Origin of the sequence: uncultured Ellagibacter sp. (genome assembly GCF_934617235.1) — a bacterium.
Taxonomy (GTDB): domain Bacteria; phylum Actinomycetota; class Coriobacteriia; order Coriobacteriales; family Eggerthellaceae; genus Ellagibacter.
The window spans coordinates 19,064-40,162 of record NZ_CAKTTZ010000015.1 but is presented as its reverse complement, the minus strand read 5'-3'; the positions used below and the strand labels follow the sequence as shown (position 1 = coordinate 40,162).

Below are 21,099 nucleotides of genomic sequence, written 5' to 3'. Positions count from 1 at the left end.
GCGAGAAATCCTTGGAACGCCAGCTGTGCCGCCAGAGCCTCGCGCATCCTCGGCCTGTTCCGGCGGTCGTTAGACCGCCGGAACCACCAACTCCCAGAAGGCAACAGCGCTTGCTGCGGCGACATTCAAGGAATCTACCTGGTGATACATGGGAATCTTCACCGTGTAATCGCAGCGTGCGATGGTGCTTTCGGCCAAGCCGTCGCCTTCCGTGCCCAATACGAGCGCGATTTTCCCGCACGATTTCAGGCGCTCGTCGCGCAAGCTCACCGAGTTGTCGGAGAGCGCGAGCGCTGCCGTGGTGAAGCCGAGCTCGTGGAGCAGCGGGATGCCGGTTTGTGCCCAATTGCGGGAGTCTTCCCCGATGCGTGCCCAGGGAATCTGGAACACGGTGCCCATCGACACGCGCACGGCGCGCCGATAGAGCGGGTCGTAGCATGCTGGTGTGATGAGCACGGCATCGACCCCAAGTGCTGCTGCCGAGCGGAAGATTGCGCCGACGTTCGTGTGGTTCGTGATGTCTTCTAATACCGCGACGACGTGCGCACCTTCGCACGCTTCGGCGACGCTTAGCGGGCGCGGTCGGCGAAAGGCCCCCAAGGCGCCGCGTGTCAGCTCGAAGCCGCAGAGTTTCTGCAGCTCGTCATGAGGGGCGACAAACACGGGGATAGCGGGGTCGATCTGCTCGACGCGTGCGATGATGTCGGCCATGGAAGGCAGCCATTTCTCCTCCATGAGCAGCGACAACGGTTCCATCCCTCCTGCGAGGGCCCGCTCGATCACCTTCCCCGACTCGGCGATGAAGATACCCTTTTCGGGTTCGAGCTTGTTGCGCAGCTGTGCCTCGGTAAGCCGCGCGTAGGCGTCGAGGCGATCATCCTCGAGCGTGCTGATTCTCACGATCATGGCAGCTTAGATTCCCCTTGGGGCGTGCATCGTGGGGAGCTCGAGCGCGCTCGCTGAGGCATTCATCGCGGAAGGCGCGCTTGTGCCCGTTGGCGTCAACGGGCGGGAGCCGAGCGTGCGGGAGTGGTGCCCCGGCGTGGGAGCGCCGCAAGGTGCCGCCGCACCCGTCGTTTGGTCGGCTTGGCCTTCCGCCTTGCCGGCTGCGTAGTATTCTGCCTCGATCTCGCGCGCCGTGTCGCCCGCGATATCCTGCACTTGGGAGAGCCCGTGTTCGAGGAATTCCGCCACGCTCATGATGTGCGCGCCGATATACGCCATGTCCTCGATGTTCGCGCGCTGCACCTCGGGCGTGCGCGAGGAGGTGGCGTCTTCCAGGATGACGACGTTGTAGTTCAGGGAAAGCGCGTCGTAGCAGGTCGAACGCACGCAGTTCGGAGTCGTGGTGCCCGCAAGTACCACGGTGCTTATGCCCTCGCGCGAGAGCACGTCGTCGAGCTGCGTGTCGAAGAACGCCGAAAAGCGCGGCTTCACCATCACGCGATCGCCGTCTGCGGGCGTTAGCAAATCGGGCCAGTTGAGCGAGCTTTCGTCTTCGCTTGCGGAGGAAAGGGGGCGTCCTCCATCGCGCCATTGGCGATAGCGCACGGGTTCCACGTTCGCCCCGTCTGCGCTGTAAATCCGGCGGATATGGAAGATGCTCATCCCGATCGAGCGCGCAAAATCGAGGGCGTGGGCGCAGGCGGGCACCGTGTCCGCAGCGCCCGCAACGCACAGGGCGCTCGTGGGGTCGATGAAGCCATTTTGCATGTCTATCAGCAGAAATGCTGCACGTGTTGGTTCTATCATTGGATCGCTTTCCTCGTGGCCGACTTTCGTAGTATAGCGCCTTGCACCCAGGTGGTGGACGAAGCGAACGCGTGCGGGTTATTGCGCAGTTTAGCGATTCCTCAACGGAATCGGTGACGGTATGGGATTGCGTCGGGAATGCGGGTATACTCGTATTCTCAAATAGGAAAAGGGGAACAGTGTCAAACGAAGAAAACGCTGCCGAAGCGGGCGCCCAGGCTCCCGATGGCGCACTCGACCGATACGGGAATCCGACCGATCATCCAGCATTCAACCAGTTCGTCGCCACTATCTCGGCTCTCCGGGCCCCGGACGGCTGTCCGTGGGATCGTGAGCAGACGCATGCATCGATTTCTCACAATATGATAGAGGAAGCCTACGAGGCGGTGTGCGCGATCGAGGAGGAAGATACCTCCCATCTGCGCGAAGAGCTTGGCGACGTGCTTTTGCAGGTGGTGCTTCAAAGCCAGATCGCCGCCGATGAGGGGGAGTTCTCGATCGACGATGTGTGCGCCGATGTGAACGCCAAGATGGTGCGCCGTCATCCGCATGTGTTCGGAAGCGTCGAGGCGTCCAACGCGAGTGAAGTGCTTGACGTCTGGGATCAGGTGAAACTTGCAGAGCGGCAGGCGGCAGGCGACGCTGACGGCACGGGCGCGAGTAAACCCGAGGGTTTGCTCGACGGCGTGCCGCGCACGTTCCCTGCGCTTATGGAGGCGCAGAAGATTTCTCGCAAGGCCGCGGCCGTAGGCTTCGAATGGGACTCCATCGAAGACGTGTGGGGAAAGGTCGCCGAGGAGAAAGCCGAGCTCATCGAGGCGTACGCTTCTGCCCCGCATGCTGCGAACGGCAAGATCGACACTTCCGTGGCAGGTGAGTACGATCTCGATGAAGAGCAGGCGGCCCGTCTCGCCGAAGCGACGGAGATGGAGTTCGGCGATGTGCTTTTCGCCCTGGTCAATGTGGGCAGGCGCATGGGGATCGACGCCGAAAGTGCTCTTCGCGCCTCGAACGCGAAATTCCGCGCCCGTTGGGCAGCGATGGAGGAAATCGCCTCCCAACAGGGAAAACGTATGCAAGATTTCTCGACCTCGGAGCAAAACAAGCTCTGGGGCGAAGTGAAGGGGAAATAAGATGACGAGCGCCGCGCAGCTTTTGAGCGAGCAAGACCACAGGGACACGTGGTCGCTTACCATTGGCAAGGACATGTCGGAGGATGATATCGAGTTCGTACGAGAGGCGGGCACGAAGCTTCGCGAGCTAAGCCAGCGTTACCGAGCCGCGCTGCGCGAGATGGTCGTCCGCTTCGAGATTCTCGACCAGGACCTGAACCTGCGCAAAGACCGCACGCCCATCCATCATGTCGAGTCGCGTGTGAAAACCCCCGAGAGCATCATCGAGAAGATCGGTCGCTACGGCAAGGAACGCACGCTCGAGAACATCGAGAAGTACATCATGGACATCGCGGGCATCCGCGTGATCTGCTCTTATATCAGCGACGTGTACAACCTGTTCGACCTGTTGCAGCGCCAGGATGACCTGGAAATTGTCACGGTGAAGGATTATATCGCCAACCCCAAGCCCAACGGGTACCGCAGTCTGCACGTGATCGTCCGCATCCCCGTGTACTTCCTCGATTCCAAGCAGATGGTACCGGTCGAGATTCAGCTGCGCACCGTGGCCATGGACTTCTGGGCGAGCCTCGAACATGACCTGAAGTACAAGGCGAAGCGCGAGATCGAGGGCATCGATTCCTACGGCGAGCTGAAGGATTGCAGCCGCATTATCGAGGACGTCGAAGCGCGCATGCAGATTCTCGCGCGAGCGCTTGACTCCGAATAGCGGGTGTCTGTGCGCCTGCGGTTGGGTGTTTGGACCTCCTGTGACCAAAAATACAGGGGGTCCTGCCAGAAATCGGGCGAAGTTCATCAACGGGTCGCTCATTTTCCCCTGTCGCTTGGGGGAGGAATTTGGCGGCTTGCTTCCGACCAGGTGTTTTCCTAAGGTCTCCATTTCATTTGGCGTTGCCAATTGCTAACTGACGCGATGAAGGCCGCCAATTTGATGAACTTCGCTCGATTTCTGGCAGGTTGGGGCCATTTTTCTGCGCAATTGCCGCGTTCCCGCGGCCCTTTCTTGACCTCAGGTGAGCTCGAGGTTTTATCATGGGTGCATCCCAGAGAGAGGAGCACCTATGAACTCAGATTTTGCGCGCGTGTCGAAGCTCGGCTTCGGCTGCATGCGTCTGCCGCAAACCGATCCGAAAGACCCCACTGCAATCGATATCGAGCATGTCGAGCAGATGGTCGACGCTTATTTGGCTGGCGGCGGAAACTACTTCGACACCGCGTTCGTCTACCATAACGGCGCATCCGAGAAGGCCCTCGGGAAGGCGCTCGTCGCTCGCCACCCGCGCGAGTCTTTCACCATCGCCACGAAGTGCCTTGCTTGGGCGTGTCCCGACGAGAAGACGGCGAAGTCGAATCTGCCCACGTCGCTTGAGCGTCTGGGTACCGATTACGTTGATTTCTACCTGCTTCACAACGTGGGCGGAAAGCGCACGAAGGTCTTCGACGACTGGGGGATGTGGGATTTCGCGCAGAAGGCTAAGCAGGACGGCCTGATTCGCCACGTCGGCTTCTCCATGCACGACGGCCCCGAGACACTCGATCGCGTGCTCACCGACCACCCCGAGATGGAGTTTGTGCAGTTGCAGGTGAACTACCTCGATTGGGAAAGCCCGGTCACGCAGTCGCGTCGCTGCATGGAAGTGGCCGCCGAGCATGGCGTCCCCGTCATCATCATGGAGCCCGCCCGCGGCGGGATGCTCGTCAACCTGGCAGATCGCGTCGCGGCGCCGCTGGTCGCCTGCAGCCCCGAGAAAAGCCTCGCGTCCTGGGCATATCGCTTCTGCTACAACCTGCCAGGCGTGCTCACGGTGCTCTCTGGCATGTCGACGATCGACCAGGTTCGCCAAAACATCGCCGACTTCAAAGCGAACGAGCCGTTTTCCCCGGCGGAAACTGAGGCGCTTGCCCAGACGCGCGAAATCCTCGAGTCGATCGCGGCGATTCCCTGCACGAACTGCCGCTATTGCGTGAAGGGGTGCCCGCAGGAGGTCGCCATCCCCGAGATCATGGGGCTTTTGAACCTCGAGGCGCAGGTCGAGAACAACAAGTTTGTGAGCGACCTGTACAGCTGGCAGGCGAAGCCCGGTCGCGCGTCCGACTGCATTGAGTGCGGCCTGTGCGAATCGATGTGCCCGCAGCAGATCGGCATTATCGACAACTTGAAGACTGCCGTCGAGCACTTCGAGTAAGGCCGCGCGGGAGACAGGTCTGTCGCGAGGCGGGGGCGCGAGCTGCTGCTGGTGGTGCGGCATGCGGCGCAGGCGGGTAGTGCGAACGGTGGGGTGCTCGCTGCTGTCGCGCTGCGGAGCTGTCGCGATCGGCTGCTGGCAGCGGGGCGTGCGCGGCTGGGAGTGCGCGGCGGCGCCGTACCCCGATTATCCACGCCTGTAACAAAGATGTAACAGCATCTGGCCTTTTCTTGTTCGACAAAGGGTTTGCAAGCCTTTATAGTGAACGTGATATCTCATCTTGCTTTGAGAATGGAAAGGGGAAGGAAGATGAAAATGAAGAAGCTGGGCGTGGTGCTCGCCGCTGGCGTGCTCGCCGCTTCGCTTGCCCTGTTCGGATGCTCCTCGAACAGCACTGCGGGCAACGACACCAAGAAGGATGATTCCGCCAAGGCCGAAACGAGCTACACGCTTGTCAAGGATGGCACGCTCACGATGGGCACCTCCGCTGACTATCCTCCGTTCGAGAATCTCGAGAACGGCGAGGCTGTCGGCTTTGATGTCGACCTGTGCAAGGCTGTTGCCGACGAGCTCGGCCTCAAGTTCGAAGTCGTCAACAACCAGTTCGACACGCTGCTCACCGGCCTTGCTGCCGGCGGCAAGTTCGACGTTGTGCTCGCTGGCATGACCGTTGAGCCCGAGCGTGCGGAACTCGCCGACTTCACCGACACCTACTACGTCGATGACCAGGCTGTTGCCGTTATGAAGGACGGCGCGATCACCAAGGACAACGCCAAGGAAGAGCTGAACAAGGCCGGCGTCATCATCGCCGTGCAGTCCGGCACCACCGGCGAGACCTACTGCCGCGAGAACTTCCCGAACGCGACTATCCAGCCCTACGGCAACTCCACCGATAGCTTCGCCGCCATGCAGGCTGGTCAGGCGACTGCCGTGTGCACGAACGCCGCTGTCGTGAAGAAGATGCTCTCCGAGGCTTACAGCGATGCGCAGGTCGTCCTCGAGGTTGCGACCGGCGAAGAGTACGCCGTTGCCGTGAACAAGGACAATCCGGAGCTCACCAAGGCCATCAACGAGGCCATCAAGAAGCTTCAGGATGACGGCACCGTCGAGCAGCTCGCTGCCAAGTGGCTCGGGTAAACTGCTTCTGACGCACGCCGCTCGCTGAGCGCCCGCAACGGGCGAGAGCTCGCGTGCTGCTAGCGCCCCTAGCGTCCGAGAACCGCCGTTGACGCCCTATCCCGCCCGAGAGCGGCTCGCCGAGAAGCGAGAAAGCTCGAGGGCGGGATAGGGCTTTTCTTTTGCCGGCGCACTCGCCGACCTCCTCGATTTTGATTTGTCGCGCGTTTGACAGGGCGGGGGGATCGGGTGCATGCGGTTTCGATTGATAGCTGCAGGGTCCCAGAGAAGTTCGCTATAAAAAGCCCCCCATCTCTTCAATGTTCAGGAGATGGGGGGCGGTTCGGTGTTCGCTGGGGACTTACCGTTCAAGACGGTCCTTGCGAGCATGTGTCCCCTGTTCAACTTAGTCGATAAGCTCGGGGGAGACTTCTATTGAATAGATGCTTGGACATTTCTCCATAAGCTCAATCACGGCAGCCTTCAGGTCGTCTTTAAAATTTTTCTCCTCTTTTGGTGACGTGAATCCTTTGTTGAAAAAAGCAGTTGGGGTGTCGACGTAGGTTGCATCGAATTGCGACTGGAGTGACTTGAACTTCTCATCAAGCTCTTGGTCATTCGCCAACTCTAATGGAAGTGCGGTATCTTCAACGAAGCCCTCGCTATCGTAAAGCCAGACTGGGTAGCACTCATATTCCATTCGAATCTTAATTGTCTTCATTTTTCTTCTCCTTAGGCAAGGATTTCGGATCGTCTCCGACGATGTATCCGTTGCGGGATACGGTGATTGCAACACGTTGGCGGATTCCATTATATGCAAACTCGTAAATCGGCCGAGTATCTTGCATGCCGACTATCTCACCAGTTGTAACGGCGCGGAGAAGATAATCGGGAAGAGCTGAGCCGTCGATGCCTTTCTTGCTAAACTGCTTTCCGTGCTCCTCGATTATGTGAGCGAGGCCGCTGCCTCTAACGCCTGTGGTTCCCGTTTCGATCCAGATGATCTTTCCATCGGCGCTCTTTGCAATTCCGAGGACATTATCAGGGCTGATGCTTAATCCCTCCGACTGAGCTTCCGCAATCAGCGATTCCTGGAAACATCTTGATCTCGATGGTAGCGGTTTCGCGTTTGGGATCCCTTCGACTTCGTCAATAGCCCCCGGAAACAGCCCGCTTGCATGCCCGCCCACTAACGATCGCCTCCGCCATCGTGACGGCAGAGGCTTCCGCGCCCCTTTGCGGGGTACACGTGCACGGGGATGCCCTTCGAGCGCGGGTGGTCCGCCACGCCGTACTGGTCGCTGCCGTACCAGAGCAGGTGCGCGCCGGAGAAGCTCAAAACCGTGATTCGCCATCCTATCAAGCCGATCTAGCGAAATGAAGCGCCGCAGTGCGCTCCATGCTCCCGCTTTTGCGGCTTCGCATTTGCCGGTCGACGAGGATCGCGCAAGCTGCCGCACCTTCTGACAGAAACGCAAGCCTTCTGGCTGATGCGTCTTGAGGTGGGCTCTTGGCTCCTTTTGTGTCGCGGAGTTATGGTACTCCCAAAAGTGAAACTGGATTTGAGTTTTAGGAGCATTTCTTGAAGGGCAACAGATTGAAAAGCCGCGACAGATACCTCGAGGAGGCTTTCCTGTTCTACCGCGCCACGCGTTACGACCTACACGGCAAGGCGATCCTCAAGACAAACCCGAAGGAGTACATCGTCGACACCGGCTTTAGGACCTGGATGGCCGGCTACAGGGTCACGGATACCGGCCGACTGTTCGAGAACGCCGTTTATCTCCAGCTATTCTACGAAGGATGGAGCGTGCATGTGGGCAAGTTTTACGGCAAGGAGGTCGACTTCGTTCCGCCGCTGGGCGACCGACGTGCTGCGCCAGTACATCATAGAAAGGCATGTCGAAGAACCGAAAGGCACCCCCTTGGCTCTCTCCTAAGGTTAGGCCTGACAGTAGGTGAGTAACAGGGAAAGGGGCATTCGGCATGCTGAATATCGGCGAGTTCTCCAAACTGTCCATGTGTCGGCGAAATCCCGCAGCAAGCACCGAGCAATCGACGTTTCGCTAGGAAAACTTTTTGCGCATCTCTTCAGTATGTCCTTCTTGAAATCGGACCACTTGCCGAAGAGCTTCTCGTCCGTGGCGGTGGCTGTATGGTCGCGTACTCGATCGCGCGGTGAAGCGATTTCGCGATGGTGTGCTGGCCGTTGTCGTAGTAGACCTTGACCGTGTCGTAGGCATGCAACTGCGCGAGGTTGTCGAACAGGAAGTTCGCGATATCCCTGCGCATCGCAAGCTCATACCGTTCTTCGGCAACATGCACATGTACGCGCATACGGTCCGCCAATGTTCGTTCCTGGAATATCTATCCGTAGCGATATTCGATGCCCATCGTCGGGTGTGGGTTTTCCCATCTTTTGATAATGCTATCTTCACAGACTATGCGGCAAGTACCGCATTCCAAACACCCTGCATAGTCAAAGCTGGGATTGCCGTTCTCGTCAATCTTGTAGAGCGCCGCCGGGCACACCCGCACAAGCTTCTTGAATTCCTCGATATCGGGGGCATCGACCAACTCGATATGAGCATGGTCCTCATCTACCTCGTATTTGTTCACGGCAAGGAGCTCATCAATGTTGACCGTAATGGAAATGATCTCGCTCATAGAACCTTCAGCGCTCCCCTCATTTCGCGACCGAGTTTGAACAATCCCCGTTTTTTCAATATGGGTACAATGCGCTTGATCAAATGTTCCTGGGGCTGTCCATCCACGCAGAACATGGCATTCAAGATGTCTCGCACCATGGTTGGATAATCGCTAAACATGGCATCCCAATCCTCCATCACACGGGGCCAGCGCCGGAAGGTTTCGAGATCCTTGATTACGAAGGAGTTCTCCATACGTTCTTTGTAGCCAGCAAGTCCCGTGGCACTCGTATCCCCTGCGGCCAGCGCATCGATTGCCGCCTCTGCAGCCATGCGTCCGCTTGCCACGGCGAAATCCATACCACGTACCTGGTATCCCATATTCATACATAGCCCTGCAGCCTCACCGACCAAAAGCGCGCCATCGAACACGTAGGTGGGAATCATGTCGTATCCACCTTCAGGAACCATGTGACCCGAGTGTTCAACCAACTTCGCGCCGCGCAAAATAGGAGCGACAGAAGGATGAGTCTTGAAATCCTCGAGCATCTGGTAAACGGGGGTGTTATTAGTAGCTTCCGCTGCTGTGGATATGGTAGCCACCAGCCCAAGCGAGATGGACTCCTTGTTCGTGTATAGGAAACCCCCACCCACCTTGCCGTGAGTGGGTGCGCCTACGAAGAGCATGGCCGCACCCTCGCCTTCGGACAAGAGGAACCGGTCGTCAATAACGGAAGCGGGTAGTTCGAACGTCTCCTTTATGCCGATCGCCATTTGATGTGGCTTGGGTCGTGCGTTTCCAAGGAATCGCTCCGAAAGAAGTGAGTTCACGCCCTCTGCGACTATCACCACGCTCGCGGTAATCTCATCGTCGCCGGCACGCACGCCTATAACTTTGCCAGCATCGTCCTTTACGAGCTCCTCAACAGCGATTCCGTAGATGTATTCCGCACCCGCTTCCTCGGCCTTCTCGGCAAGCCATTGGTCAAAGGGACCGCGCAACACGCTATAGGAATCGGCGCCCTCGCGGGCGAGTTCCGGAGAAGTGAAGTCAATTGTCATGGATGACTCGGCATCGGCCATAGCGATGCGTTCATGCGTGATCTTGCGCTCGATAGGCGCCTCGTTCTCGAAACAGGGATAAACCGCCTTCAAGGAGTGCGCGTAAATGCGTCCGCCCGTCATATTCTTGGCCCCTGCATAGTTTCCCCGCTCGATGACAAGGACCGACTTGCCAGCGTTAGCGGCAACATAGGCAGCAACGGCCCCGGCGCATCCGCTTCCTACAACAATGATATCGAAATCGGCATCGGACACCTTAGACTCCTTTCCCATCTCCAAACTCGGTCATTCATGTGATGCATGAAGGCTCCGGACAATTGCTGCATCCTAGAGCGCTGCCACGATGGCAGGAATCACGTTCTTCACATCTCCGACTAAGCCAAGGTCGCATTGTTTGAAAATAGGTGCATTCTTGTCCTTGTTGATGGCAAATATGGTGCCTGATCGATTGCAGCCGACCATGTGCTGCATCTGTCCGGATATGCCACAGGCTACGTAAATTTTTGGGGCGAGCATGAGACCCGATACGCCAATATAGGTGTCGCTTGGCAACCAGCTCACGCCTTCCGTGAGCGGTCGCGAGCAAGCAAGGGCGCCTCCCAGCTTGTCGGCCAAATTGCGAGCAAGCTCAAGATCGGATTCCTCTGCAAAACCGCGCCCAGCGGCGACCACGACATCGGCCTTGGAGAGGTCTTCTCCACTCTTATCGCGTTTGCGGGAGGAAACGAGCGTAAGCGAACGCTCCGGTGTTATCCAGGCAAGCTCCTCGACCACATCGGTTCCTGAGATATCGGCATCTTGGAAAAGATTGGGATCCATCGTATAGAAGCCGATAGGGCCGGAATTCTTGCGAACGCGCTCACCCACACCACCGAAGTATAGACTCTTGGCAGCTTCCCCTGCGAATGCGGTGGCATCTGTGATAACGGCTGTATCGGCATAAGCCGCCAGACGCCCGACTACGCTTTTAACATGGCGTGTTGGTTCGGCGAGTACCACGTCAGGCGACTCGATGTCATATCTGCTCTTGACAGTGAGGTAGGCATCATCAACCACGGCGTTTTCCGGAACCTTGATGGAATAGGCCTTGTCGGCAATCCCCAGCGGAGCATCTCCCAGAAAGGCGAGCACGACTTGGTCGGCTAGTGAGCGTGCGCCAGCGGCAAGGAATCGCGCGGCGTCTCCGTTTTCTGCGATTACCAGTGCTTTCATGAAACGTTCTCCTTTGATCGAAACGTGAACCAAAATTGGAGTCACGGGCTACAATGCAGCCTTGAGAGCAGCGGCAAATTGCTCGATTGCGCCGGATTCCGAAGCATCAAGTACTTCGCACGTCCGCTCCTTAGCCTCGAATGCCGAGCAAGAAACAACTTCTATGGCAGCTTTGGGAGCGATGGGGGAGAGACTGACTTCCATGGGCTTCTTGCCAGCGGCAAGGATATCCTTCATGCCGGGGATGCGTGGTTCGGCTATATCAGGAGTGACGGCCACGACTGAGGGAAGAGGGACACGAACTTCTTCAATCGCATCTTCAAGCGTTCGCTCGACGATAAGAGCGTCTCCCTCGACCGCGATAGAGGTCACTGCATTGACGGACGGGACGCCAAGACGTGCTGCGAGTTGCACGTCCACCTGCTGGGCGTACTCGTCTGCCGACCCATCGCCGCAAATTACGACATCCCAGGACAAGTCGGCTAGCATCGCGGCGAGCACCTCGGATGTTTGAGCACTGTCCATATTTAGACAGGCGTCGTCGGCAACCATGTGCAGCTCGTTCACTCCGCGAGCAAGCACGTTCTTCTTGAGCTTTGAGTCGTCGATTGAGGCGGGACCTGTGGTTATAGCGGTCACCGTGGAACCGGGATTAGCCTCAGCCAGTTGTGCAGCTGCCTCAATGGCATTCAAGTCGTAGGCTGACACGACGCTCTTTGCCTTCGACATGTCCAGCGAATGGTCCTTCCTAACTTGAATATCTTGGTCGTCGGGAACCACTTTATATGCAACGAGAATATTCACGACAGTACCTGCTCCTATCCGCTTTTCTGTATTCCCCCAGAGAGTGAGGGCATGCCATCTATGACGTTTGTCTCAATGCTCTCTGGGGGAAACGGAGAAAAGCTATGGAAAGCTTCTCTCCGTTTCATCGTAGAAGTGAGTTGCTAAACGGTAAGTTGGGCATCCGGCATTCCAAGTAAGAATGCCACCGACTCCACATGGAGGTCGGGAGTTCCGTCTGCCACGCAGAGCGTCTCGGCATCGCGCAGATAACGGGCGATGCCGGTCTCCTCCACAACACCGAGCCCACCATGAAGCCACACGCATTGCTTCGTCACATCCACGGCCATTTCGCATGCGGTATATTTCGCCGTGTTGGTGAGCATCTTTGCTTTCGGTCCCTCCGAGCGGTTCACTCCGGCAATGACACGATCGGCCATGCCGAGTGCTTCGAAGATAAGGGCACGAGATTGCTCGATAGCTCCCCACATCCGCGCGATACGATGAGAAACCACCTGACGAGCGCCGACCGGTTTGCCCTTGTGACTGCGTTCCTTCACGAAGTCCATCGTGCGGGCAAGTGCGCCTTCCGCGCATCCGAGGGCGACCGCTGCGCAAAGCGCGTTGCCAGGCCCCATTCCCTCAAGTGGGTTCTTCGGGAAGCTGTACTCATCGGAGACGCGAACATCGGTGAGGAAGTAAGATCCGGAACCGTTGCCAGCCAGTCCGAGCTTGCTCTCGATGTGGTCGTCATCGACCCCGGGGTCGGAGGTCTCTACGATAAAGCAGCGCATCTCTCCATCTTCGGTTAGCCCGACAAAGGCCACCAGATCGGCTTTTCCGCAGTTGGTCACGTACAGCTTGCTGCCGTTCAAAATCCAATCGTCCCCATCGCGCTTGGCAAGCACAGGCCACTCGGGGATATTCGTGGATCCTTGTGGCGGCGTGATTCCCGCTGCCATCACGGTCCATCCCGTCATCAGACCGGGAAGGTATTTCTTCAGGAGTACCTCCCTGTTCGGCGACTCCATGAGATAACTTACCATGCAGCTGTCAACATAGAAGCTGATGGCAAATGCTGGGGATACTTTTGCGATTTCTTCGGCAACTACGCCTACTGCCGTGAGACCCATCCCCGCGCCACCAATCTGCTCGGGAACGATAAGACTCAAAAATCCGAGTTCTCCCGCCTTCAAATACAGGTCACGAGGGAATTCGTTGCTTTCCTCCATACCGGCAACGGCTGGGGCAACGTACTGCTCGGCAAACTCGCGTGCACTTTCCTGGAGAAGCTCCAGCTCGTCATTAAGAAAATACGACATGGGTACTCCTAACTCATGATCTTCCTTGCTGTCTGAGGTTTAGTTGCTCATGGTCAGACGGCTGACATTGTCGCCGCCTCCCGTGATTCCCTGAGCAGCCAGCTTCTCGGCATAAAATGCGAAGTCGACGATGGCTTGGTCGCAGGGCTGACCATTGTTGTTGAGAGCTTCAGCTTCCAAACTGACCACACGCTCGGTGAGATCGGCATGGGGAAGCAGGTAGAATCGACCTTCGTCAATCTGATCGAGAATAATTAGTGCTGTCTCCTCGGCCGTAAGCATGCCGAGACGGTCACCGGCTTCGGTGTGCGCGACAGATTGGGGCATTTCCTCGCCATTGCTGCCGATGTTGTTGTAGCGTTCGCCGCGGTGCAGCGTGCTGTTGGCAATATCGGACTCGAAGACACCCGGCAAGGAGATGTTGTACTTCACCTTCTCCAAACCGAACTTTGCAGCCTCGGTCTGGTAGTTTTCCACCAGACGCACAAGCGCGGTCTTGGTGACTGAATAGGGTGCCCACCCGGAAAACGCCGATACGCCTGCAGTGGAAGCCGTCGTCACAATGCGGCCGCCTTCCGGTTGTGTGAACATGAGGCCCCCGAAGATGCGAAGGCCGTACAGGGAGCCCCAGAAGTTCGTGTCGACAATCCAGTGCCAGTCTTCCAGCGTTGTCTTCATAAGCGCATTGGGCTGTAGCATCACACCCGCATTGTTGAACAGGTAGTCAACCTTTCCGTATTCCTGCTTCACCGTGAAGGCAAGCTTGTTCCAATCCTCTTCGGAGGTGACGTCTTGCTGGATGAATTTTGCCTCGATGTTTTCTTCGCTTAGCGTGGCAACGGCGGCATCGCCTTTCTCGGTTCGTCGGCCCGTGATGACAATGTGTGCTCCGCGCTTCCCCAGGATGCGAGCAAGGGCAAGCCCGAGTCCCGAGGTACCTCCTGTGATAACGATGGTCTTGCTAGCGTAGTCTTCCATGGTGGCCTCCTTCAGGTCCTTGGACGCATATTTCGACGTATTTCGAAAATCTGATGTCAAATGGGCACCCTTGCGTCCTTTGCTGAATTGAACTTACGCCGAGCGCTCACGAAGTACCATAACCAATGGGGATACCCTGTTTAGAACCTATACAGCTCTCTCTGACTGTCCGAAAACTGAACGGTGCGTAGGGTTTGTTAAATGTTTGAACATCACCTATCCTGATGTTCAAGATGATGGCGAGCTTAATGCCCCTGTTCGTTTTATACTTAGACAGGTTTTGGGGAAAGGGTGTTTTCCATGAAACGCAATGATCTTGTTAAAAGGGAGCTGTCCAACACCCTTAAGAGCCTGATTCTCGAGAAGCCATTGGAGTCCGTAACGGTATCCGATATTTCAAATGCCTGCGGGGTGAGCCGAGGAACGTTCTATAATCACTATCTCGATATCTATGACCTGATCAATTGGACCTTCGAGAACGACGTCATCGTCCCTTTGCAAGACTTCATCAGGAACCATACGGATAACTGGTCCGGCATCACCTATGAATGCCTTCAAAAGATGTATGCCGACAGGGATTTCTATTGTCAGGCAGTACGCTTCCGCGGGCAGAATTCGCTTCGTGATTACATGCAGGCACGAAATCTCGACAGCTGGCGACTACTTATCGAGGGTTATATGGGTGATGAGAAAACCTTTGACCCCGAGACGCTCGATTTTTTCGTCCGCTTCACTGCGCAGGCAATCGCGAGTATGGTCATCCAATGGGCAGAAGAGGGCATGTTGACACCTCCCGAGAAGATGGCACTTATGGATTGCGTGGCGACGCGCGGTATCTACGGCATGATAGATGATGCGAATTAGCGGCATGCCATTAACAGGGCGGATCCACAAGGAGGCGGCTCTGGAACTGCCGCACGCCGGCGTTGCCTTATGCCCGCAGTTTCCTCTTTAAGGCCTTCCTTGGTCTCCCACCCTTCGCTGACCTTCCGCGATCTTTGCATTTAGTTCCAGCAAACCCCCAAGCCAGGCCCCTCATGCCCCTGATCCTGGACGGCTTCTCGGCGACGACCCACTCCACCTCGGCGAGCGCCGGGCCCCCGGCCACCTCGGGCCTCTTGACGACGTCGGTGTATCCCGAGTCGGTGTAGCAGAACCACAGCTGCAGGAAGTACATCCTGAGCATCTTCTCGACCCCCATGGGCCTGCGGCCGCGCTTGCCGGGATAGTAGAAGGGCTCGACGGCGGCGGCGACCAGCTCGCCCCAGGGAATCGCCGCGTCCATGGCCTCCAGGAACGCCTCGCGCTTGGTCGAGCGCCTGAGCGAGGAGTCCTCGGTATCGGCGATGGTGGTCTGTCGGTCCATGGCGCGCCTCCCGTTTTATCGCTTTGACCTGGGAATATTATCTCAAGTCAAGGCCGTTCCCGCAGGTCGGGGGATGGATTGGGCGGCGTGCGGCGCGCCGTCGGCCGCGAATTAATCAGCGCTTCCCTAGAGGCGTTCTTGGCATATTGCGAAATGTAGACTAAGCTCAAAATGGCGTTTGGTTGACGAAAAGCGTGCCCGTAGAATATCTTTCGATGGCTCAACAGGAGTTGCGCCGTCAAGCCGAGCGACGGGGCGTGTAGATCAGACGCATAGAGCGCTGCCTGGCAAAGAAAATTCGCTACGAACACTCGAGGGCGTTTAAAGGGCGTAGGGATAGGTTTTGTAATAGCCTTTGGAGTTATCGGAAATACCAAAACGCAGGTTGTGGACGTGCTAAAATTGCATGGCCTTTATCATTGTAATAAGCCGCTAGGGCTGTGAACTGGATGAGGCCCTCTTCGCGTTGGCGGGGAGGGCCTTTTAATCGTAGAGGAACGTACATGCACATGCAGAACTTGAAAGCGAATACTGTGCGCACTGCGTTTTGCGCACTGCTCGTCTCGTTCGCGCTCGTGTTCGCCGGTGCGGCGCAGGTCGCCGTCGCCCCGACGAACGCGTATGCGCTCGATACCGCCAAATGCACGGCGAAACCCAACGTCAGCGGCTCGTCGGACGTGCTCGGCGGCGTGGAGACGCGCATCACCTGGGAAGGCCAGGCCGACCCCGACGAGCAGATTGCGGGCGTCACGTTCACCTTGCCCGAGGGCACAACGTGCGAGCCGGGCGACACGCGCGCGACGATGCTCACCGGCGACGACCTGATGACGCGCACGAACCTCGATGTCTCCGCCGACTACAAAGACGGCAAGCTCACAGTTAAGTTTTCCGAACCGGCTCAAGCGGGCGGGTACTTCCGTGTGGAAATCTACAAGGTGAAGTTCTCCGAAATGGGCGGCGACATGCAGATCGCGGGCGCGTACACGCTCGCGGACGGCACCGAGGTCGCCATGGACACGCTGCCTGCAATCACCGTGAAATCCCATTCCTTCTTCGAGTCGCTTTCCGATTCGCTCGCCCAGCAGGATTGGGTGAAGTCGTGGAACAGTGTGCTTTTCCTGAAGCTGTTCTTGAACCCGTCGGTGTTCGTGTCGAGCCTGCCGGTGGTCTTCTGGGGCTTCTTGATGGCAATCGGCATCGTGGCCTGCGCGTTCCCGCTCGCCATCCCGTTCGGCCTTCTGCTGTCGCTCATGCGCATGTCGAAGTTGCGCGTGCTGCGCGGCATCGCCACCGCCTACGTGAACGTGGTGCGCGGCACGCCGTTGTTCCTGCAGATCTACATCGCCTTCTTCGGCCTGCCGCTTGCGGGTATCCAGATTCCCACGTTTCCGCTCGGCGTGATTGTGCTTGCGATGAACTCGAGCGCGTATCTGTGCGAGATCTTCCGCGCGGGCATCCAGTCGATCAGCAAGGGGCAGTTCGAAGCTGCTCGCTCGCTCGGCATGAACGGGGCGCAGACGATGCTCTTCGTCATCATCCCGCAGACCGTGCGCCGCGTGATCCCAACGATGACGAGCGAATTCATCCTGCTGTATAAGGACACGTCCATGCTCGCCGCCGTGGGCACGATGGAAATCGTCATGAACGCGAAGACGATCGTCGCATCGACGGGCTCCATCACGCCCTACGTTGTGGCCGCGTGCTTCTACCTGATCATCACGCTGCCGCTTGCGAAGGTGGTAGGCAACCTTGAGTCGCGCCTGGCCAGCAACGACACTGGCAAGGGCGGCAAGAAGAAGCGCAAGAACAAGAAACATGCGGTCGGCACTGGCGAGGCTGCGGGCGCGCTCGGCTCGGGCGCGGGCACTGCTGCCGCCGAGGCGCGAGCGACAGGCGACGCTGCGGCTGCCAAACGGCCCGATGCGGTTGAGGGAACGGGCATCACGCCCGAGCAGATGTCGAGTCTGTAAGGGGTGTGCGCAATGACTGAGACTATGAAGAACCTGACGAACGAAACTGCCGACGGAGCGGACGAGGGTGTGGCGCGCGTGGCGGCCAACGGGCAGGCGGCGGACGACGGCAAGCCCATCATCCGCATCTGCGACCTGCATAAAAGCTACGATGACCTCGTGGTTTTGCGCGGCGTCGACCTGGAAGTGAAGCGCGGCGAAGTGGTGGTCATCTTAGGGCCTTCGGGTTCCGGCAAATCCACGCTTCTGCGCTGCGTGAACCTGCTCGAACAGCCCACGAGCGGCCAGGTGTTCTTCGAGGACACCGAGATCACAGCCAAGGGCACCGACATCAACGCCGTACGCGCGAAGGTCGGCATGGTGTTCCAGAGCTTCAACCTGTTTCCGCATCTCACTGCCAAGGGCAACGTCATGCTTGCACAGCAGAAGGTGCTCAAGCGCTCCAAGGAGGAAGCGGCCAAAATCGCGGTCGAGCAGCTCACGAAGGTGGGGCTTGCCGAGCGCGTCGACTACAAGCCGAGCCAGCTCTCTGGCGGCCAGCAGCAGCGCGTGGCTATTGCCCGTGCGCTTGCGATGGACCCGCATGTCATGCTGTTCGACGAGGCGACGAGCGCACTCGACCCCGAGCTCGTGCGCGACGTCTTGGGCGTCATGAAGGAGCTCGCGCGTGGCGGCATGACGATGATCGTGGTCACGCACGAGATGGGCTTCGCCCGCGACGTGGCCGACCGCGTCATCTTCATGGATGGCGGCGTTATCGTCGAGCAGGGTACGCCCAACGAGGTGTTCGATCACCCCAAGAGCGACCGCACGAAGGACTTCCTGGGTCATATCCGCTAAAGGGCGAGGCGCGGCGGCTTGGGCGACGAAAGTTCGCGCAGGCCGCCGTTTTCTTTTGCGTGCTAAAATAATTGTGCCAAGACGGACGTCTAAGTGGCCGTGCCAAAGTTGTCGAGTCGAAGTGAGTCCGCTGAGCTTGATTCGCTGGGACAAAGCTGCCTATCCCGAGGTGCTGGGGGTGTTAGGGAAGGCGCGCCAAGAAGGACGAACGAGATGGATACTGAAGCTGAGACGCAACAGACGGACGTGGCGCGCGGCGCGCCGCTTGCTGCGGTGGGATGCTATCTTATCTGGGGTTCGTGCCCTCTGTTTTGGGCCCTCCTCAACGATGTCGACCCGGTTGAGCTTATCGGACAGCGAATCGCATGGTCGCTTGTCCTCACCGTTATCGCGTGCAAATTCATCCTGAAAGTCGATTTTATCGCCTTGCTGCGAGACGCTCGCGCACGGCGTTTTCTCATCCCCTCGGGGTTGCTTGTCATGGTGAACTGGAGCCTCTACATCGTTGCTATGGTGACGAACAATGTGGTGGAGGCATCGCTGGGTTACTATATCAACCCGCTTGTGTCGATTGTCCTGGGGCTCGTGGTGTTCCGCGAGCGTTTGACGCCCCTACAGGTCGCGGCTACGGCGCTCTCGGCGGCGGGTGTCATTTATTTCGCCGTAAGCTATGGCAGTTTTCCCTGGATAGCTCTGTCCCTCGCCTTTACGTTCGGCATATACGGAGCGGTGAAGAAGCGCGGCGGTTATCCGGCAGTCCCTACCATTGCGGTCGAGGGAATCGTTGCGCTGCCTTTTGCGATCGTGGCTCTCGTTGCGGTTGCTGTGGCTGGTAAAAGCGCGTTTTTCTCGCCGGACATGTCGCTTGCGGCATGGCAGACGCGCCTCCTTTTGGTGCTTACCGGTCCGGTTACCGCTGTGCCGCTCATTCTGTTTGCGACTGCGGCGAACAAGACCCCGCTCTCGCTTATCGGGTTCATTCAGTACATCAGCCCGACCCTCAGCCTTCTTTCGGGCGTGCTCGTGCTCGGTGAGCCGTTCACAAGCGCCCATGCGGTATGCTTCGCGTGCATCTGGACTGGCGCGGTCCTCGTCATTGCGGACGCGATTCGCAAGCAGGTTCGCCAGCGATAGAGGGCGCAAGTTAAGTCTCGCGCGGATCTTGCTCTGAAGAGCCTGAAGGCTGCCGAATTGGAATCGCGAGCTGCTCACATTTTCGCAAGTGGAGGCTTGCGCATGCCGCGAGCTTTGCTGGTTGGAAGGGCCCGCTGCAGCTCGAGTCATGCGCGTTAACAGGCGAAAAAGAAGGGCTCCCGTTTTGTGGACGGGAGCCCTTCAGTTGTTGCGCGGCGGTGCGCGTCGAGCGTGGTTTCGCGCCGAACGCGTTCCTTGCAGCCTTTAAGTTCTTACGAAAGGCCGAGCAGGGCGGCAAGCGAGGTCATGAAGCTCGACATGTTGCGGTAGCACATGAACAGCGTGATCACGATGAACACCACGCCGCAGATGTTCGCGAATGCATGATTGCGCCATTTGCCGAGACTCTTGCCGTTGGCGACGTACATCACGAAGAATGCCATAATCGGAAGCAGGATGGCATTTGCCGCCTGTGCGACCAAGATGAGCTGAGTGGGGCTCTTGCCGAGCGTGACGGCCATGACGCAGCCGAGCACGAGCACGATCATCCAGATGATCTTGAACTTGATGTCCTTGAGGGTCTTGCCCCAGCCGAGCACGCCGTTCACCGCGTAAGCAGCGGAAAGCGGGGCCGTGATGGCGGAGGAGAAGCCGGCAGCCAGCAGGCCGACGCCGATCATGAAGGTCGCCCAGGAGCCGAGCAGCGGCTCGAGTGCCATTGCCATGTCCTTGCCGTTGGAAACGGTGATGCCGGTGTTGCCGTAAATGTTCGCGGCAGCGCAGATGAGGATGGCCATCGAGATGATGCCGCCAAGGCCGATGGAAAGCACGGTGTCGAAGCGCGCATCGGAGATCTGCTCGGGATCCTTGAAGCGCTCAGCGGCGCCGGAGGCATGCAGGAACAAGTTGTACGGCACGATCGTGGTGCCGATGAGGCCGACGGCGGTGAGGATGCCCTTGGAGGCTTCCTGGCCAGCTGGCAGCTGCGGCGTGAACAGGCCTGCGGCAACCGCACCCCAGTCGACGGGGGAGAACAGTGCAGTCACGAAGAACACAACGCCCATGAGCACGACGATGCACGTGAGAATCTTCTCGACCAGCTTGTAGGAACCGACCCACATGCAGGCGAAGGCGAGGATGCCGAGCACGATGACGATGGGGATCATCGGCACGTTGAAGACCGCCTGGATGCCCAGGATGCCGCCCGTGATATTGCCGGTTTCATACGCGGTGTTGCCGATGAAGATCGCGATGATAACAATCACGATTGCAATCCATTTAAGCACCGGATTTGAAATGCGATCGCGGATGTTCTCACCCAGACCTTCCTGGGTAGCGATGCCGATGCGCGAAGCCATTTCCTGGAAGATGATGGTCGCAACGGTGGCGAACAGGAGGCACCACAGCATCGTGTAGCCATAGCTTGCACCGGAAACCGTACACGTGGTAACTGTGCCGGGGCCGACGAAGCCAGCTGCTACAAGTGCGCCAGGGCCGATGTTCTTGAACTTTTGCTTGAGCGAACTTGCCATTTTCCACTCCTTTCATGGGAGTCTCGTTCGCTTGCCGCGACTCGTTTTCGGAATCGCTGGCAAGC

The 21,099-nt window shown here is 58.1% G+C and carries 23 protein-coding genes; 9 read left to right on the top strand and 14 right to left on the bottom strand.

Annotated features, from left to right (window positions below; all coding sequences use genetic code 11):
* Window positions 1-69: 69 nt before the first annotated feature.
* Window positions 70-906 carry an RNA methyltransferase gene (locus Q0G85_RS04510; protein ID WP_297155138.1) on the bottom strand — a complete coding sequence of 279 codons (837 nt, stop codon included), beginning with the start codon at window positions 904-906 and terminating at the stop codon, window positions 70-72.
* A gap of 6 nt (window positions 907-912) precedes the next feature.
* Window positions 913-1,752, bottom strand: a complete 840-nt coding sequence (locus tag Q0G85_RS04505; RefSeq protein WP_297155136.1) for a cysteine hydrolase family protein — start codon at window positions 1,750-1,752, stop codon at window positions 913-915.
* Window positions 1,753-1,931: 179 nt separating this feature from the next.
* Here Q0G85_RS04505 and mazG point away from each other — a divergent pair, with 179 nt between their 5' ends.
* The 4 genes from mazG to Q0G85_RS04485 all read left to right on the top strand — a co-directional run bounded on the left by mazG (window position 1,932) and on the right by Q0G85_RS04485 (window position 6,208).
* Window positions 1,932-2,885 carry a nucleoside triphosphate pyrophosphohydrolase gene (gene mazG / locus Q0G85_RS04500; protein ID WP_297155134.1) on the top strand — a complete coding sequence of 318 codons (954 nt, stop codon included), beginning with the start codon at window positions 1,932-1,934 and terminating at the stop codon, window positions 2,883-2,885.
* A gap of 1 nt (window position 2,886) precedes the next feature.
* A complete protein-coding gene (locus Q0G85_RS04495) occupies window positions 2,887-3,594 on the top strand; it encodes a GTP pyrophosphokinase family protein (protein ID WP_297155133.1) in 708 nt (235 codons plus the stop codon).
* A 352-nt stretch (window positions 3,595-3,946) separates the two neighbouring features.
* Complete coding sequence (locus tag Q0G85_RS04490; RefSeq protein WP_297155131.1) at window positions 3,947-5,071, top strand: aldo/keto reductase; 1,125 nt, start codon at window positions 3,947-3,949, stop codon at window positions 5,069-5,071.
* 309 nt (window positions 5,072-5,380) lie between these two features.
* The gene (locus Q0G85_RS04485) at window positions 5,381-6,208 is read left to right on the top strand and encodes an ABC transporter substrate-binding protein (RefSeq protein ID WP_297155129.1); all 828 of its coding nucleotides are present in this window, start codon (window positions 5,381-5,383) and stop codon (window positions 6,206-6,208) included.
* 385 nt (window positions 6,209-6,593) lie between these two features.
* Here the strand turns inward: Q0G85_RS04485 and Q0G85_RS04480 are convergent, their stop codons facing one another.
* The 3 genes from Q0G85_RS04480 to Q0G85_RS04470 are packed head-to-tail and all read right to left on the bottom strand — an operon-like array spanning window position 6,594 to window position 7,550.
* Window positions 6,594-6,908 carry a hypothetical protein gene (locus tag Q0G85_RS04480; protein WP_297155126.1) on the bottom strand — a complete coding sequence of 105 codons (315 nt, stop codon included), beginning with the start codon at window positions 6,906-6,908 and terminating at the stop codon, window positions 6,594-6,596.
* The gene (locus Q0G85_RS04475) at window positions 6,895-7,377 is read right to left on the bottom strand and encodes a hypothetical protein (RefSeq protein ID WP_297155125.1); all 483 of its coding nucleotides are present in this window, start codon (window positions 7,375-7,377) and stop codon (window positions 6,895-6,897) included. Before Q0G85_RS04475 ends, Q0G85_RS04480 begins: the two co-directional genes overlap by 14 nt.
* Complete coding sequence (locus Q0G85_RS04470) at window positions 7,377-7,550, bottom strand: hypothetical protein (RefSeq protein WP_297155123.1); 174 nt, start codon at window positions 7,548-7,550, stop codon at window positions 7,377-7,379. Before Q0G85_RS04470 ends, Q0G85_RS04475 begins: the two co-directional genes overlap by 1 nt.
* A gap of 219 nt (window positions 7,551-7,769) precedes the next feature.
* Here Q0G85_RS04470 and Q0G85_RS04465 point away from each other — a divergent pair, with 219 nt between their 5' ends.
* Entirely contained in the window at window positions 7,770-8,153 is a 384-nt protein-coding gene (locus Q0G85_RS04465; RefSeq protein WP_297155121.1) for a DUF4143 domain-containing protein, read from the top strand.
* 125 nt (window positions 8,154-8,278) lie between these two features.
* Here the strand turns inward: Q0G85_RS04465 and Q0G85_RS04460 are convergent, their stop codons facing one another.
* The 7 genes from Q0G85_RS04460 to Q0G85_RS04430 all read right to left on the bottom strand — a co-directional run bounded on the left by Q0G85_RS04460 (window position 8,279) and on the right by Q0G85_RS04430 (window position 14,192).
* Window positions 8,279-8,524 (bottom strand): hypothetical protein, encoded by a 246-nt coding sequence (locus Q0G85_RS04460; RefSeq protein ID WP_297155119.1) that lies wholly within the window; start codon window positions 8,522-8,524, stop codon window positions 8,279-8,281.
* A gap of 30 nt (window positions 8,525-8,554) precedes the next feature.
* Window positions 8,555-8,854, bottom strand: a complete 300-nt coding sequence (locus tag Q0G85_RS04455) for a 4Fe-4S dicluster domain-containing protein (RefSeq protein ID WP_297155117.1) — start codon at window positions 8,852-8,854, stop codon at window positions 8,555-8,557.
* Window positions 8,851-10,170 (bottom strand): FAD-dependent oxidoreductase, encoded by a 1,320-nt coding sequence (locus Q0G85_RS04450; protein ID WP_297155115.1) that lies wholly within the window; start codon window positions 10,168-10,170, stop codon window positions 8,851-8,853. The genes Q0G85_RS04455 and Q0G85_RS04450 overlap by 4 nt, the downstream gene beginning before the upstream one ends.
* A 54-nt stretch (window positions 10,171-10,224) precedes the next feature.
* Window positions 10,225-11,109, bottom strand: a complete 885-nt coding sequence (locus Q0G85_RS04445; protein ID WP_297155113.1) for an electron transfer flavoprotein subunit alpha/FixB family protein — start codon at window positions 11,107-11,109, stop codon at window positions 10,225-10,227.
* Between the two features lie 48 nt (window positions 11,110-11,157).
* Complete coding sequence (locus tag Q0G85_RS04440) at window positions 11,158-11,913, bottom strand: electron transfer flavoprotein (protein WP_297155111.1); 756 nt, start codon at window positions 11,911-11,913, stop codon at window positions 11,158-11,160.
* A gap of 143 nt (window positions 11,914-12,056) precedes the next feature.
* Entirely contained in the window at window positions 12,057-13,214 is a 1,158-nt protein-coding gene (locus tag Q0G85_RS04435; RefSeq protein WP_297155109.1) for an acyl-CoA dehydrogenase family protein, read from the bottom strand.
* A 39-nt stretch (window positions 13,215-13,253) separates the two neighbouring features.
* Window positions 13,254-14,192, bottom strand: coding sequence for an SDR family oxidoreductase (locus Q0G85_RS04430; protein WP_297155106.1), 939 nt, complete (start codon window positions 14,190-14,192; stop codon window positions 13,254-13,256).
* Between the two features lie 300 nt (window positions 14,193-14,492).
* Here Q0G85_RS04430 and Q0G85_RS04425 point away from each other — a divergent pair, with 300 nt between their 5' ends.
* Complete coding sequence (locus Q0G85_RS04425) at window positions 14,493-15,056, top strand: TetR/AcrR family transcriptional regulator (RefSeq protein WP_297155105.1); 564 nt, start codon at window positions 14,493-14,495, stop codon at window positions 15,054-15,056.
* A 67-nt stretch (window positions 15,057-15,123) separates the two neighbouring features.
* Here Q0G85_RS04425 and Q0G85_RS04420 read toward each other — a convergent pair whose 3' ends face one another.
* Window positions 15,124-15,558 (bottom strand): hypothetical protein, encoded by a 435-nt coding sequence (locus tag Q0G85_RS04420; protein ID WP_297155104.1) that lies wholly within the window; start codon window positions 15,556-15,558, stop codon window positions 15,124-15,126.
* 509 nt (window positions 15,559-16,067) lie between these two features.
* On the opposite strand from Q0G85_RS04420, the gene Q0G85_RS04415 reads away from it, so the two are divergent.
* The 3 genes from Q0G85_RS04415 to rarD all read left to right on the top strand — a co-directional run bounded on the left by Q0G85_RS04415 (window position 16,068) and on the right by rarD (window position 19,502).
* The gene (locus tag Q0G85_RS04415; RefSeq protein WP_297155100.1) at window positions 16,068-17,528 is read left to right on the top strand and encodes an amino acid ABC transporter permease; all 1,461 of its coding nucleotides are present in this window, start codon (window positions 16,068-16,070) and stop codon (window positions 17,526-17,528) included.
* 117 nt (window positions 17,529-17,645) lie between these two features.
* Window positions 17,646-18,368 carry an amino acid ABC transporter ATP-binding protein gene (locus Q0G85_RS04410; protein WP_367116866.1) on the top strand — a complete coding sequence of 241 codons (723 nt, stop codon included), beginning with the start codon at window positions 17,646-17,648 and terminating at the stop codon, window positions 18,366-18,368.
* Window positions 18,369-18,581: 213 nt separating this feature from the next.
* Window positions 18,582-19,502, top strand: a complete 921-nt coding sequence (rarD, locus tag Q0G85_RS04405) for an EamA family transporter RarD (protein ID WP_297155095.1) — start codon at window positions 18,582-18,584, stop codon at window positions 19,500-19,502.
* Window positions 19,503-19,774: 272 nt separating this feature from the next.
* On the opposite strand, the gene Q0G85_RS04400 is transcribed toward rarD, so the two are convergent.
* Complete coding sequence (locus tag Q0G85_RS04400; RefSeq protein ID WP_297155092.1) at window positions 19,775-21,034, bottom strand: Nramp family divalent metal transporter; 1,260 nt, start codon at window positions 21,032-21,034, stop codon at window positions 19,775-19,777.
* Window positions 21,035-21,099 lie beyond the last annotated feature (65 nt).